Source organism: Pseudomonas sp. MF08831 (assembly GCF_059862645.1).
This window is the reverse complement of sequence record NZ_JCBCUX010000004.1, coordinates 141,067-155,168: the sequence shown is the minus strand read 5'-3', so window position 1 is coordinate 155,168 and position 14,102 is coordinate 141,067. Positions and strand designations below refer to the sequence as shown.

Here is a 14,102-nt window from a genome sequence, read left to right as displayed (position 1 = left end):
TATCCGATTAATATAGCGGCCAACCACCCCCTACCTGGAAAAGGATTAGCACCATGAGCCCATTGATCAACCGTATCCTGTCTACTCGCGCTGGTTATGGCCTGACCATCCTGCGAATTTTTGTTGGCATCATCTTCGCTGCCCATGGTTCGCAAAAACTCTTTGGCTGGTTTGGTGGCTACGGCCTGGCGGGCACTGCGCAGTATATGGAAAGCCTTGGGCTGACTCCCGGCACCTTGATGGCGGTGCTGTCGGGCGGCACGGAATTCTTCGCCGGCCTGGCATTGATCATCGGTTTGCTGGCGCGCCCGGCGGCCTTGGGCCTGACCTTCCTGTCGCTGGTGGCAATCTTCTCGGTGCATATTCATAACGGTCTGTTCATGGCCAACAACGGTTATGAGTTTGCCCTTGCCTTGCTCGGCGGCGCTTTGGCGGTGCTGCTGGAAGGGGCGGGCAAACTGTCTGCCGACCGCGCCATAGCCCGCTGATACCCAGATAAAACCCGGAAAAAGCCCGCCCTGTGCGGGCTTTTTCGTTGCTCGGGATTCTTGACACTGCCCCACCGGCTTCTCTAGGATGCTGCTCATGCGCCGATTTAAACAGCTAATTGCGGGGCGCCACTGGGCTCGATACAGCCCGACAGAAGCATGCACTCATCGAGAGTCAGGCTTCGAAATACCGCTAAAGCGCTGGTTCGGTGTTGCCTCTCACCTGCCCGCAGACTTTTGAGGCAGAGACACGACACGATGAATGCACTTCGCCCCCTCATACGCCTGGCCCCGATCACCGCGGACCTGACTCAGCGCAATCCGAAAATCCTCCTGGGTGGCAAGCACCAGCCTACGCTGCTGCGTTACCTCGATGGCTGGCCGCGTCGCACCGGGCGGCCTACGGCGTTCCTGATCCAGTTTGTGGAAGATGGCGACTCCCTGGCCCGCTTTGCCACCAACAGTTTCGACCTTGCGGTAATTCAGGCGCCTAGCGCCGCTGATGCCGATGAAGTCATCCGTCAGCTGACGCGCATTGCCCGCCAGGGACTGATCGCTCGTCGTTGAAGGCTTAGAGCTGGATGGCGGTCACGGCCGATCGACGTCGCCGGTTGTAAAGCGACACCATCCACGCGATAAGGCACAACAGCAGCGGTACGGCGCTGATCAGCAGCAGTTTCAGAGTTAGCTCCACTTGCTGCACCGATGCGTACGCCTCGACCTTGAGCGCCTGTAACTCCATGGGCAGTCGCAGGCGTTCCTTGTTCAGTGCCTGCAGCTGGGCATTGGTATTCACCGCTTGGGTGCCGAAGCCGGTGTCTGGCGGTTTCAGGCGTTGCCATTCGTGCTCGGTTCGCTCAAGCCGTCGTTCAAGTTCCCCCGCCTTTTGGGCGTAGGCCTGTGCAGCGACTTCGCGCATGTCTGAAAGCGGGTTGGGCGATTGGCTGGCCGTTGCACGGGGTCGAATGCTCGCGAGAACGTCAGGAGCCGCCAGGTTATCCAAGGTATTCAAGATAAACGTAACGTTGCTGTTGGCGGCAGAGCTGATGACAGAGTCCATGAGTAAATCAGTGTCGGCGACCACCACCACCTGAATGTCTGCGGCCTTTTGCAAACCAGCAGACTGCCCGTCGACACCGTCTGGAAATGCGGAATAGGCGGGGCCGCCGAGGCGAGCCGCTATCACCTGGCGTTGGCCGACAGCAGACGGTTGTTCGATCAGTGAGTCGAGTGCGGTGGTTGATGCAAAGCGCGCAGCGTCCAATAGCGCAGACTGCGTGGAGCTTTGCAGCAGCGGGGTGAGCAGCGTGCGGCTTTTCCTGATGCGAGAAAGTGCGCCACTGCTCGAGACAATCACCGTATCCAGTTTCCACGCGCTGACGTCGTCCGCCGTCATCGCCTGGCGCGGCAGGCTCAACCTGGCCGGATGGAAGACGGTCGGCTTGCCAGCGCCGGGGGACGCCGACGAGGCATAGAGATTATCCACCAGCAGCTTGCCCGCCGGCATCTGTACGCCCCATGCGGCAAGCAGGCCGTCCAGCATGGGATTTGCCGGCGCGGCGTCTGACATGCTCTCGCTCAGTGGGTCGAGAAAGATCAGCAGTTTTCCGCCCCTGAGGACAAACTGTTCGATCGCGTACAGGGTTCGCTCTGGCAGTGCGCGCGGGTGGACGACCATCAGCGTCCCGATCGATTCAGGCACTTGGGGAATGTTCGCTTCCAGGCTTTCGAGGGTGAAGTGCTGATGCATTTTCGCCAGTAACAGCCCGCCGGACTCGTTCAACGCCAACCCTGTCAGCACGCCAATAACGGGTGGCGCTGGGTGCCCCAGTGTGTAGATCAAGTGGCTTATTTCATATTCGAGCATCGGTTCGTCATCCAGGCTGAATGCGTCGATACGTTGTGCAGCCTGGCCTGCACGCACACCTATCAGACCGAGAAACCCGTGTGTGTCGTCCAGCCCGAACAGGCCCGCTTTATAGGCCTCTTCTGAATAAGGCCCCGGATCAATAACGTGCAAGCTAATCCTGCCCCTGGCGGCTTTTTCGAACTCCTCAAGCAGGTCTCCCACCCGTTCGCCATAGCGTTTCAACGCTTGGCTTTTTCGCGGGTCATGGCGTGAGTTGAAGTAATACAAATCCAGTGGTTCCTCAAGTGAGGCGAGCAGTTGCCGGGCCTGCGGCGACAACGTATGGATTTTGTGTTGTGAAAAGTCCCAACGGATATCGGGAAGGTTGTTTACCCAGACCAGATTAAAGGCCAGAAAGAGTAATGATATGACCGTAAGTGTCATACCCGTGCGAATAGCGGATCGCATGCGGTGCTTTCCTTCTCAACGGGTTTTGTAATTGAGTGTGACTGCTGTTGCCGCAAGAAAGGCAAGGATCATGCTGACGAAGTACAGGCTGTCATGGAGTGTCAGTTTGCCGTTGTCGAGAGTGCCGAAGCGTAAGATCGGGTCAAGCGCGATCAGACTGTCTACCACCCAAATAGGCGCCTGGTGCTCAAGGGCATCCAGTGCCGAAGAAAGCATGCTGACTGTAAGCAGCAAACCGAGCGAAAGTAGGAAAATAACGATGCGCCGATGAGTCAGTGCGCAGATAAAGCATCCCACCGATAGATAACTTCCCGCGAGCAACCCGCTCGCCAGAAATTGCGAGGTGATAACGGCGTTGTCCGCAGCGCCCAGGTAGTTGGCGACAACCACCAAAGGGAAGGTCAGGGCCAAGGCAATGCCACACACGACCCATGCGGCCAGAAATTTTCCCAACACCCGTTCGACGGTCGTGATGGGCAGCGTTTTCATCATGTTGCGCATGCCAGGGTTATGTTCGTCCGACCACAGCTGCGTTGACAAGCTTGGAATCAGCAGCAGGTAGAGCCAAGGGTGTAACTGGAAAAACACCTGTAAATCAGCACCGCCTTCTTCGAGCCATGGGCTCGTATTCAGCCCCAGTGCCGCGCACAGCAGTACAAACGCAGCAACACTCAGGTACGTGCCTGGCGTACGGGCATAGCTGACGAGTTGACGCTTGAAAATCACCGGCAGCAGTTTCAAAGAGATACCTCATGACTCAAATGGCGAACGACTTCGTTCAGGCGCCCTGTTTCCAGTTTCAATGACGTGATGTTCCAGCCGCGATGGGCGATAAGTGCGTTGATATGGGGATAGATGCTGTGACCGGGCAGGGCCAGAACGGTCACGGTGCCGGGTGTATGCCGGTCTTCTTCTATGCCGGCGACGCCGGGTAAGACGGCCAGTGCGAGTAAATCCAGCGGGGTTTCTGCGGCCAGGGTGACGGCCCGGTAGTGTCGGGATTTGCGCTGAAACTCGGGCAGCGGCGTGTCAGCCACCAACTGGCCGCGCGCGATAACCAGTGCTCGCGTGCACAGGCTGGCCAGCTCGTCGCAATGCCGGGAGGCGATAATCACCGCCATTTCTTCGGTCAGGGACTGGACCAGTGTTCTGAATTTGATCCGTTGATTCGGCGCCAGACCCTCGGTCGGTTCATCCAGCAGAAGCAGGCTGGGTGTATGCAGGATGGCTTGCGCGATGGCTACCTTGCGCTTCAAACCTACGCAAAGCGCACCGACAGGAACGTTGAGCACACGCGACAATTCCAGGCGCATGGCTGCTCGATCCACTCGGCTGCGTTTTTCAGCGCCGGTGAACCCTCGAACGTCGGCAATGAAGTTGAGAAAGCCTTTAACGGACATCGTCTGATGGCTGAGCCCGGCCTGGAGCTGATAGCCGAGGACTTTGCGTGCTTGAAGTGGATGGGTCTGGGTGTTGAACCCATGGACGGTGATGGACCCGGAGGAGGGATTGGCGATGCCGGCGATCAAGTTCAGCAAGGTTGTTTTGCCGGCGCCGTCTTCCCCAAACAGACCAATACATTCCTGGCGCTGAGCAAACAATGAGAAGTTGTTGATGACTTTACTTTTGCCCAAGTACTTAGTCAGGCTGCTTATCTCGAGCATTTTTTTACCGATTAAGTTTGGCTGAGCGTATGGGACGTGCGTGTCGTGGATAGTTGAGCGTTAAAAAGGTTACGTTTAATCAATACGCTTGGGAACGCGCGGGCGAGGTTATAAGAAAAGTCCTACGTCAAGCCGGATAACTTACTGAAACAATTGCGCTGTTTCGAGAATGGTTAACGGTCGGATTCTTTATCTGGCGTTTATGTAAGGTTTGCTCTTTTGTAACGAGACCTGATTATCATGATGCTTCTACGTACTCTTGTTCTAGAACGCAGTGGCCAGGACGCGCCGGTTAACGGTGCGCTGCTCTGCGGGTTTGCTGTTGCCCAGATCGACTGCAACTTTCTCGTCTATAGCCTTGATGAAGAGACTGAGCCGGGCAACTCCAGGGTTTACATCGCCGCGTTACGGAAAAAACTCGACCGGCATTTTCTGGGCAGTGTCGAGTCCAAGGAAGACCTGCAAGTGGCTATGCAAGTCTTCAAGCAGATCCTGATGGCCGCGGCAGCCTCCGGCACTAAAGCCAGCGCAGTGAACGACAGTTCGATCGCTTTCCATTTCATTGATTTGAAAGGCTGCAAATTACCGCCGGCCAGACCGGAGGATCATCATTCGATGATCATCAAGAAGGCATTGGTAATGAAGGTGATTACCTTGGGCATGTCTGCGCCTGTCTTGCCTGCGATCGAAAGTGCTTCCTTGATCGTGCCGTCCATTCGCTTCTCATCACAAATGATCCCGCCCGCCAGAACTTCAAGCCCACCCACGCCCGTCGAGCCGCCGGTGCTTGAGCCTGTGGTTGCTGAGGCGTTGGATATCCCCGTCGCAACTGCGCAGAAGGTAGCGCTGGCAGAGCCCGTTGCGCAGCCGGCTCAACTGGCACCGAGTGAACCCGCGCCAGTGCAGCGCCCCGTTGAAATGGAACATGCATTGATGCCTGAGCTGGACAGCACGCTGACCAATCTTGCCAAGGTCGCCCAGGACCTGACGCAACAAAAAAACGCGGTCATTGAGCGAGAAAAAGTGCTTGAGCAGTGGCAGGCCCGGCTGCAACAAAAGCAGGGCGAACTGGATGAAAAGGATCGTGAGCTGGAGCAGCACGCGACGCAATTGCAGGAGCAGCAAGCATACGTCAGCCAGAAAGCCCAGAAGCTGGCGCTGGCGATGTCGCAGGTGTCAGGTATGCGACAGCGGTTGCAGGGTGTGCTGCTTGAACTGGATCAAACCCTGGAAGGCTAGAGTTGAAGCAATGTGCTTGCTGATCTGGCTACTTTTCATAGTTCATTTATCATCCCCCCTGCCAGTCGACGCCAAGGCATGATGCTGTGGCGTTTCGGCACCATTGGACATTGTCTGGGGATGCAAGCGTTTGAGTACCAAGCTGATTACCAAAGAAGGTCATGAGGCGCTAAAAAAAGAGCTGGATTATCTGTGGCGTGAAAAACGTCCGGACACCACGCGTAAAGTGACCTGGGCGGCGTCTCTGGGGGATCGCAGCGAAAACGCGGACTACCAGTACAACAAGAAGCTGCTGCGCGAAATTGACCGGCGGGTGCGCTACTTGCGCAAGCGGCTGGAAGATATGCGCGTGGTGGAATACATGCCTGAGCAGGAAGGCAAGGTATTCTTCGGCGCCTGGGTTGATATCGAAAACGAGCAGGGCGAGACCAAGCGTTTTCGTATTGTTGGCTATGACGAGATTTATGAGCGCATGGACTACATCTCCATCGACTCACCGATGGCCCGGGCGTTGCTCCGTAAGGAAGTCGACGATGAGGCCATCGTGCAAACCCCGACCGGCGAGGTGTGCTGGTGGATTACCGGTATCGAGTATGTGAAATAAACGCTGCTGGCCCGTATTCCGAATAGCGTACGGGCCATCAATGTATCAACCTTCGCGCAATACCGTCAGTGGGCTGGCATTCAACGCACGACGCGTGCCGAAGACGCCGGCACCGCCGATCAGTACGGCACCGATCACCGGCAGCAGTAACAGCCACGGGTGAGGGTGCCAGGCCAGGTCGAACGCGTAGCGGTACAACACCCCTGTCACCAACTCCGTACCCAGCGCTGCCAGCAGGCCGCTGACTGCGCCGAGCAAGCCGAACTCGATGCGGCGTGCCTTGACCAGCAACTTGCGCTCTGCGCCCAGTGCGCGCAGCAATGCCCCCTGGCGAATGCGCTCATCCAGGGTGGCCTGCAAACCGGAAAACAGCACCGCCATGCCGGCCGCCAGTACAAACAACAATACGTATTCCACCGCCAGGGTCACTTGGGCGAGGATGCTGCGTAACTGCTCCAGCAAAGCCTCGACCTGCAGAATGGTGACGGCCGGGAACGCCCGTGACAGGTCAACGATCTGCTGATCATGGCCTGGCGCCAGGTAGAAGCTGGTCAAGTAAGTTGCGGGCAGGTCCTTCAAGGTGCCCGGTTGGAAGATCATGAAAAAATTGGGCTGGAAGTTATCCCAGTTGATGGTCCGCAGGCTGGTGACCCGCGCTTCACGATTTTCTCCGCCGACGGTAAAGATCAGATGATCGTTGAGTTTGAGCTTCAGGCTTTCAGCCACCTTGGCTTCCACCGAAACCCCGGGAACCTCATCGCCCGGTTGCTGTGACCACCAGGAGCCGGCTGTCAGCACATTGCCCGGTGGCAAGTCGGCCGCCCATGTCAGGCTCAAGTCACGCTGCACCGCTCGGTCGCCGCTCGAGTCTTTGCTGACAATTTCCTGTACCGGTTCGCCATTGATGCTGATCAGCCGGCCCGGCACCACGGGGTACAACGGCGCCGATTGCGCTTGCACATCCAGGAGTCGGGCGCTGAAGGCGTCCTTGTCGGCCGGCAGGATGTTCAGGGCGAAATAGTTGGGCGCATCCTTGGGCAACTGGTTTTGCCAGGTGTCCAGCAACTCGCCACGCAGCAGGGCGATCAAGCCCATGGACAGCAGGATCAGACCAAACGCCAGCGACTGCCCGGCCGCCGCCAACGGATGACGCAGCAACTGCCCCAGGCCCAGACGCCAGGGCAGCGTGGCGCGGGCCAACAAGCGCCGCAGGCTTTGCAGCAATAACAGCAGCAAGCCCCCGAGGATCAGCGCAGCCACCACGCCGCCGCCCAGCAAGGCGAAGGTCAGCACCAGGTCGAGGCTGAGGCGCCACATAATCAGGCCGAGCGCGAACAGCGCCGCGCCATACACCATCCAGGTACTGGATGGGATCGGCAGCAGGTCACGGCGCAAAACCCGCAGCGGTGGCACACGCCCGAGCGCCGCCAGGGGCGGCAAGGCGAAGCCGGCGAGGGCGACCAGCCCGGTGCCGATGCCCGCGACCGCCGGTAGCAGCCCGCCGGGCGGCACGTCCGCCGGCAGCAAGTCGTGCAGGAAATAGAACAGACCAAACTGCGCCAGCCAGCCCAGCAGGGCGCCGGCCAGGCTTGCCGCCACGCCCAGCACGCTCAGTTGCAGGGTGAACAGCAACATCGCCTCGCGGCGCGACAGCCCAAGGCAGCGCAACAGTGCACTGGCATCGAAGCGTCGGCTGGCGAAGCGATTGGCCGACAACGCCACCGCCACGCCAGCCAGCAAGACCGCGACCAGGCTGGCCATGTTCAGGTAGCGCTCGGCCTTGCCCAGCGCGCCGCCGATTTGCTGGTTGCCGTCTCGCGAATCCTGCAGGCGCTGGTTGGCGGCGAGGCCTGGCTTGACCAGGTCGCGATAGGTTTGCAGCGCCGTGCTGCCTTGAGGCGCGCGCCACAGTTCACGGTAACTCACGCGGCTGCCGGGCTGCACCACGCCGGTGGCATCGAGGTCGGCAAGGTTGATCATGACGCGGGGTGTAAGGCTGTAGAAGTTACCAGCGCGGTCTGGCTCGTAAGTCAGTATGCGCGTCAGCCGCAGGGTCTTCATGCCGACATCGATGCTGTCGCCGACTTTCAGGTCCAGCGCCGTCAGCAGCCTTGCTTCCACCCAGGCTTCACCGGGCTTGGGCCCGCCGCCTGGGGTTTCAGTGCCGAACGGTTCTGCCGCACTTTTGAGCTCGCCACGCAGCGGGTACTGCTCGTTGACCGCCTTGATGCTGGAAAGCTGAATGCCATTATCCGTGGCGATGACGCTGGAGAACTCAACGATGCGAGCATGATCCAGGCCCAGTTCGGTCCCGGATTTGATTTGCTCGGGACGGGCTGGCGAGCTGCCTTCGAGCACCAGATCGGCGCCGAGGAACTCGGTGGCACGCAACAGCATGGCGCCATTGAGGCGTGCACCGAAGTAGCCGATGGCGGTGCTGGCCGCCACGGCCACCACCAGCGCAAAGAACAATACGCGCAACTCGCCGGCGCGGGCATCGCGCAGCAATTGACGCATGGCAAGGCTGAACAGGCGCAACAGCGGCAAACGTGCCATCAAGGCTCCAGGGGCGCGACCATCAGGCCGGCTTCAAGGCGGATCAGGCGTCGGCAACGGTGGGCCAGGCGCTCGTCATGGGTGACGAGTACCAGGGTCGTGCCGCTTTCTTTATTAAGCTCGAACAGCAGGTCGCTGATACGTTCGCCGGTGTGGCTGTCGAGGTTGCCGGTAGGTTCGTCGGCAAACAGCACATCCGGTTCGGCGGCGAAGGCTCGGGCGATGGCAACCCGTTGTTGCTCGCCACCGGAAAGCTGGCGCGGCGAGTGGGTCAGCCGCTGGCCCAATCCGACGCGCTCGAGCAGGTGTCTGGCGCGCTCGCGGGCGTCCTTGCGGCCGTCGAGTTCCAGCGGCAGCATGACGTTTTCCAGCGCGTTGAGGCTGTCGAGCAGCTGGAATGACTGGAACACGAATCCGACGTGCTCGGCGCGGATGCGCGCGCGCTGGTCTTCATCCAGGGTGCTCAAGGCTTGGCCTGCCAGTGTGACTTCGCCACTGCTGGGCAGGTCGAGGCCGGCCAACAGGCCCAGGAGGGTGGATTTGCCGGAGCCGGAGCTGCCGACGATAGCCAGGCTATCGCCCTTGTTCAGTTCCAGGCTAAGTTCGTGCAGGATAGTCAGTTCACCTTCCGCGCTGGGAACCACTTTGCTAAGGTTCCGCGCGGTGAGAATGCTTGCGCCCATGGAGAATCCGATGCGAATGTGGTTTTTAAGTGCTGGCCTGGCCTTGATGTGCATGGCCCAGAACGCAGCGGCGGGTACAGTCCTGATCGTTGGCGATAGTATCAGTGCCGGTTTCGGCCTGGATACCAGCAAAGGGTGGGTGGCCTTGCTGGAGCAGCGGCTCAAGCAGGAAGGTTTTGACGACAAGGTGGTCAATGCGTCCATCAGCGGCGACACCAGCGCAGGTGGTCTCGCGCGGCTGCCGGCGGCGCTTGCAGAGCATAAGCCGGACCTGGTGATCCTCGAGCTGGGCGGTAACGATGGCCTGCGCGGCCAGCCGCCAGCGCAATTGAAACAAAATCTTGCGTCGATGATTGACCAGTCCAAGGCTGGCGGCGCCAAGGTGCTGCTGCTGGGCATGCAGCTGCCGCCCAACTACGGTCCCAAATACACCACGGCGTTTGCCGAAGTGTATGGCGCCTTGGCCAAGGAAAAAAGTATCCCGCTGGTGCCGTTTTTCCTTGAAGGTGTGGGTGGTCATCCAGAGTTGATGCAGGCCGATCAGCTGCACCCGGCGGTCGGTGCCCAGGGCAAGTTGCTGGAAAATGTCTGGCCAACGCTAAAACCGCTGCTATGACGCTTTTATACCGGCAGGCTTTCGGCTAAGGTGGCGCCCCCCCGATCTGGAGCCCCCGATGTCGCGCCCTGCCTGGTCCCTGTTCAATTACCAACTGATCGAGCCTGACGAGCAGCTGGACCTGTTCGCCTGCCAGGAAGTTCGGGTGCATCTGGTCGCGCGTCAATTGGAGTTGGGCGGCTCGATCGATCGCACGCTTTGCGGGACTTTATTGCCCGCACAACCGCGTTGGTCCTCGGTCGACCGCTCGATCTTTCAAGACCAGCGACTGTGCCCCCTGTGCCGAGCCATCCTTGAATCGCAGAAGCGTGGCACACCGCCGATCTGGCCGGAGCTGCGTTTCGAGCTGTAAAGGCTTGCGCACGGTCGCAGGCCCTCTGCCTTACCCTCTGACACCCGTGTACAATCAGTTTTTTCCTACCCGTCGTTCTGCGAAGGATTTTCCGGATGTTGTCGCGCCTTTCCGTCGTTTCCTGCTGCCTGTCCCTCGCTGCGCTCTGTGCAGTCGGCTCGGCATCAGCGCTGCAGTTGCCCTTGCCGCCGCCAGGTGAAGACATTGTCGGTCAGGTTCAGGTGATCAAGGCCAAGTACGAAGACACCTTTGCCGACCTGGGCACCACCTACGACCTGGGTTATTCGGAAATGGTCGCGGCCAACCCTGGCGTCGACGCCTGGTTGCCGGGGGCGGGCACCGAGATCGTGCTGCCGACGCGTTTCATCCTGCCGCCGGGTCCTCGTGAAGGCATTGTGATCAACCTGGCGGAATACCGGCTTTACTATTACCCCAAGGGCCAGAATGTGGTTTACACGTTCCCCTTGGGCATCGGCCGTGAAGGCTGGGGTTCGCCGGTCGCGCACACCACCATCACCGGCAAGATCCCCAACCCGACCTGGACGCCGCCCGCGTCGATCAAGGCCGAGCACGCTGCCAATGGTGACCCGCTGCCTAACGTGGTGCCTGCCGGTCCGGACAACCCACTGGGCCCGTTCAAGTTCACCTTGGGCACGCCGGGTTACTTGATTCACGGTTCCAACATGAAATTTGGTATCGGCACGCGTACAAGCCACGGCTGCTTCCGCATGTTCAACAACAATGTGCTGGAAATGGCCGACATGGTGCCGGTCGGCACATCGGTGCGCATCATCAATGATGCCTACAAGTTCGGCAGCAGCGGCGGCAAGGTCTACCTTGAGGCGCATACACCGCTGAACGATGACGGCACGCCGTCCGTGGTCGACAAGCACACGGCGGTCATCAATGCCCTGCTCAAGCGCGAAGACCTGGCCAATAACCTGCGGGTGAACTGGGATCAGGTGCGCGATGTGGTGGCGGCCGAAGACGGTCTGCCAACGGAGATTGGTGTACCGGGCGCCAATGCGCCAGTGGCGTCCAGTACGCCGGTCGATCTGCAGCAGTAAGCCTGCTCGATCCCAGGCCCGCCTCAGCCTTGCGCTGCGGCGGGCTTTTTATTGCGCGGGCTTCAGGGCCGAATCCCAGGCAATAAAAAGCCGACCCAAGAATGGATCGGCTTGATAACAACCCCGAAGGATTATTACTTGCGGCTTGCTTTTTCAAGCATGCGCAGAGCGCGCTCGTTAGCTTCGTCAGCAGTCTGTTGTGCTTTTTGAGCAGCAGCCAGAGCTTCATCAGCTTTACGGTAGGCTTCGTCTGCACGAGCCTGGGAGCGAGCTGCTGCGTCTTCAGTTGCAGTCAGACGAGCTTCGGTTTCTTTGGAGACGCTGCTGCAACCGGTAGCCAGAACTGCGGCCAGAGCCAGAGCAGAGAATTTCAGAACGTTGTTCATCGTGTTCCCCTTCAAGGACTTTCTATTAAATGGCTACTTTCTCAGAGTGAGCGGATAGCCGGCGTACATACTACTCATTACTTGTAGTAAGTAAACTGACGTAGCGCAAGAAGCAAAAAAAATTCTTGCGCCGAATCTGTTTTGGCTAATCTTTGGGAGGATTGTATAAAAACCCTCCAGATTTTTTCGTTTCCCTGGGAACTCGATCCAGGCTGAGAGGTCCGGCCCGCATGTGCCGGGTCCGGTAAACAGGCAAAGATTTATATATCGACGTTGACACTTTTTTTCAGTTGGCCGTTACCGCCTCGTGCATCTTTTTGCGTATGTAGAGGTGACTTTAAGAGCGGCAGTTCGTCTCAAGATTCAACTGCCGGCAATGTTCAGGCTATCGATCACTCATTGATCGAGGCCCTTTCTGTAACCGCCAACGGCAAGGGATGACGAGTGCGCCTTGAGCTATTGCAGCATTGGTGACTACTATTCCCTACGTGCTGGTTGTGAGCGCTATAGGTTTTCTCGTTGTCGAAACCGGCACGGGGTGGCGTAGATGTTCCTTCGCCGGAAAAACATCGGTAAGGTAGGGGTCAAAATCCAAGACCCGCGAGGAGTAGTGATGAGCGAGGCGTTGTCCATCCACCATGACCAGGCAGGTCATCAGTTCGAGACCAATGTGGACGGTCATCGTGCCTATCTGACCTATATGGACCTCGGTAAACAGACCCTGGATATCTATCGCACCTTCGTGCCCAACGCGTTGCGGGGCCGTGGCATTGCTGCGGCGTTGACCGAAGAAGCGTTGAAGTTCGCCGAAGAAGCCGGCTACACGGTGATCCCCTCGTGCTCTTATGTAGAGCGCTACATGGAGCGCCACCAGCGCCATGCCGCGAAGCTGTAACTGAGCGATCGCACCACGAAAAACGCCGGGCTAAGCCCGGCGTTTTTGTGTGCGCAATTCAGCGTTTCAAGTGCGTTTGCGTTTTGGCAATACGTCCTTGAGCTTGGCGTGCATGCTGCGCAGGGTGGTCTCGGTGGCGGACCAGTCGATGCAGGCATCGGTGATCGACACGCCGTATTGCAAGTCGGCCAGGTCTTTTGGAATGGCCTGGCAACCCCAGTTCAGATGGCTCTCGACCATCAGGCCGATAATCGACTGGTTGCCTTCGAGGATCTGGTTGGCGACGTTTTCCATTACCAGCGGCTGCAGGGCCGGGTCCTTGTTGGAGTTGGCGTGGCTGCAGTCGACCATGATGTTCGGCTTGATCTTGGCCTTGTTCAGCGCCTGCTCGCACAGCGCAACGCTGACCGAATCATAGTTGGGCTTGCCGTTGCCGCCGCGCAGGACCACGTGCCCGTAGGCATTGCCCTTGGTGGTGACGATGGACACGCCACCTTCCTGGTTGATCCCCAGGAAGCGGTGCGGGCTGGACACCGATTGCAGCGCATTGATCGCGACGGTCAGGCCGCCATCGGTGCCGTTTTTGAAACCGACGGCCGAAGACAGCCCGGACGCCATTTCGCGGTGAGTCTGGGATTCGGTGGTGCGCGCGCCGATGGCCGACCAGCTGATCAGGTCCTGCAGGTACTGCGGGGAGATCGGGTCGAGGGCTTCGGTGGCAGTGGGCAGGCCCATTTCAGCCAGGTCCAGCAGCAATTGACGACCAATGTGCAAGCCGTCCTGAATCTTGAACGAGTCATCCAGGTACGGGTCGTTGATCAAACCTTTCCAGCCGACGGTAGTGCGCGGTTTTTCGAAATAGACACGCATCACCAGGTACAAGGTGTCGGACACTTCAGCCGCCAGCACTTTGAGGCGCTCGGCGTATTCGTGGGCAGCCTTGAGGTCGTGGATCGAGCAAGGGCCGATCACCACGAAGAGGCGGTGGTCGGTGCCGTCGAGAATGTCACGGATGACTTCGCGGCCCTTGGTGACGGTCTGCAGGGCAGCGTCGCTCAGAGGGATTTCGCGCTTGAGCTGATCGGGCGTGATCAGGGTCTCGTTGGATTCGACGTTAAGGTCGTTGATCGGTAAATCAGCCATCGTGTTACTCGTCAGGGTCACGGGTGCCGGCCGCCAGCCATCCCCGTGCGGCGGAGCACAGCATGATTTGAATGCAGGGGGGAGGAACCTTA

The 14,102-nt window shown here is 59.0% G+C and carries 15 protein-coding genes; 8 read left to right on the top strand and 7 right to left on the bottom strand.

The window, feature by feature from the left end; translation table 11 throughout:
• The first annotated feature begins 53 nt into the window (after positions 1-53).
• Positions 54-488 carry a DoxX family protein gene (locus AC19YS_RS09760; protein WP_106576839.1) on the top strand — a complete coding sequence of 145 codons (435 nt, stop codon included), beginning with the start codon at positions 54-56 and terminating at the stop codon, positions 486-488.
• Between the two features lie 258 nt (positions 489-746).
• A complete protein-coding gene (locus AC19YS_RS09755) occupies positions 747-1,055 on the top strand; it encodes a class I SAM-dependent methyltransferase (RefSeq protein ID WP_200623109.1) in 309 nt (102 codons plus the stop codon).
• Positions 1,056-1,059: 4 nt separating this feature from the next.
• On the opposite strand, the gene AC19YS_RS09750 is transcribed toward AC19YS_RS09755, so the two are convergent.
• Genes AC19YS_RS09750 through AC19YS_RS09740 form a run of 3 tightly spaced genes read right to left on the bottom strand, consistent with a single transcriptional unit; the run spans position 1,060 to position 4,469 of the window.
• Positions 1,060-2,805 (bottom strand): Gldg family protein, encoded by a 1,746-nt coding sequence (locus AC19YS_RS09750; protein ID WP_200623104.1) that lies wholly within the window; start codon positions 2,803-2,805, stop codon positions 1,060-1,062.
• 15 nt (positions 2,806-2,820) lie between these two features.
• Positions 2,821-3,546, bottom strand: coding sequence for an ABC-2 transporter permease (locus AC19YS_RS09745; RefSeq protein WP_106576836.1), 726 nt, complete (start codon positions 3,544-3,546; stop codon positions 2,821-2,823).
• Positions 3,543-4,469 (bottom strand): ABC transporter ATP-binding protein, encoded by a 927-nt coding sequence (locus tag AC19YS_RS09740; protein ID WP_124416807.1) that lies wholly within the window; start codon positions 4,467-4,469, stop codon positions 3,543-3,545. The genes AC19YS_RS09745 and AC19YS_RS09740 overlap by 4 nt, the downstream gene beginning before the upstream one ends.
• Before the next feature lie 240 nt (positions 4,470-4,709).
• On the opposite strand from AC19YS_RS09740, the gene AC19YS_RS09735 reads away from it, so the two are divergent.
• Positions 4,710-5,708 (top strand): hypothetical protein, encoded by a 999-nt coding sequence (locus tag AC19YS_RS09735; protein WP_200623102.1) that lies wholly within the window; start codon positions 4,710-4,712, stop codon positions 5,706-5,708.
• Positions 5,709-5,838: 130 nt separating this feature from the next.
• Positions 5,839-6,312: a transcription elongation factor GreB gene (gene greB, locus AC19YS_RS09730; RefSeq protein WP_083360479.1), complete on the top strand. Its 474-nt coding sequence runs from the start codon at positions 5,839-5,841 to the stop codon at positions 6,310-6,312.
• A gap of 45 nt (positions 6,313-6,357) precedes the next feature.
• Here the strand turns inward: greB and AC19YS_RS09725 are convergent, their stop codons facing one another.
• Both AC19YS_RS09725 and AC19YS_RS09720 read right to left on the bottom strand, forming a co-directional pair.
• Positions 6,358-8,868, bottom strand: a complete 2,511-nt coding sequence (locus AC19YS_RS09725) for an ABC transporter permease (RefSeq protein WP_124416809.1) — start codon at positions 8,866-8,868, stop codon at positions 6,358-6,360.
• A complete protein-coding gene (locus AC19YS_RS09720) occupies positions 8,868-9,551 on the bottom strand; it encodes an ABC transporter ATP-binding protein (RefSeq protein WP_005786391.1) in 684 nt (227 codons plus the stop codon). Before AC19YS_RS09720 ends, AC19YS_RS09725 begins: the two co-directional genes overlap by 1 nt.
• Before the next feature lie 10 nt (positions 9,552-9,561).
• Here AC19YS_RS09720 and AC19YS_RS09715 point away from each other — a divergent pair, with 10 nt between their 5' ends.
• From AC19YS_RS09715 to AC19YS_RS09705, 3 genes are all read left to right on the top strand, one after another.
• The gene (locus tag AC19YS_RS09715) at positions 9,562-10,167 is read left to right on the top strand and encodes an arylesterase (RefSeq protein WP_164487917.1); all 606 of its coding nucleotides are present in this window, start codon (positions 9,562-9,564) and stop codon (positions 10,165-10,167) included.
• Positions 10,168-10,225: 58 nt separating this feature from the next.
• Complete coding sequence (locus AC19YS_RS09710) at positions 10,226-10,519, top strand: hypothetical protein (RefSeq protein WP_016972348.1); 294 nt, start codon at positions 10,226-10,228, stop codon at positions 10,517-10,519.
• A gap of 95 nt (positions 10,520-10,614) precedes the next feature.
• On the top strand, positions 10,615-11,586 hold the full coding sequence (locus AC19YS_RS09705) for a L,D-transpeptidase family protein (RefSeq protein ID WP_106576831.1): 972 nt from the start codon (positions 10,615-10,617) through the stop codon (positions 11,584-11,586).
• Between the two features lie 134 nt (positions 11,587-11,720).
• Here the strand turns inward: AC19YS_RS09705 and oprI are convergent, their stop codons facing one another.
• Positions 11,721-11,972 (bottom strand): outer membrane lipoprotei OprI, encoded by a 252-nt coding sequence (oprI, locus tag AC19YS_RS09700; RefSeq protein WP_003172710.1) that lies wholly within the window; start codon positions 11,970-11,972, stop codon positions 11,721-11,723.
• Positions 11,973-12,585: 613 nt separating this feature from the next.
• Here oprI and AC19YS_RS09695 point away from each other — a divergent pair.
• Positions 12,586-12,867, top strand: a complete 282-nt coding sequence (locus tag AC19YS_RS09695; RefSeq protein WP_003189869.1) for a GNAT family N-acetyltransferase — start codon at positions 12,586-12,588, stop codon at positions 12,865-12,867.
• A gap of 66 nt (positions 12,868-12,933) precedes the next feature.
• Here the strand turns inward: AC19YS_RS09695 and AC19YS_RS09690 are convergent, their stop codons facing one another.
• Positions 12,934-14,010, bottom strand: a complete 1,077-nt coding sequence (locus AC19YS_RS09690; protein ID WP_060753323.1) for a 3-deoxy-7-phosphoheptulonate synthase — start codon at positions 14,008-14,010, stop codon at positions 12,934-12,936.
• Between the last annotated feature and the right edge of the window lie 92 nt (positions 14,011-14,102).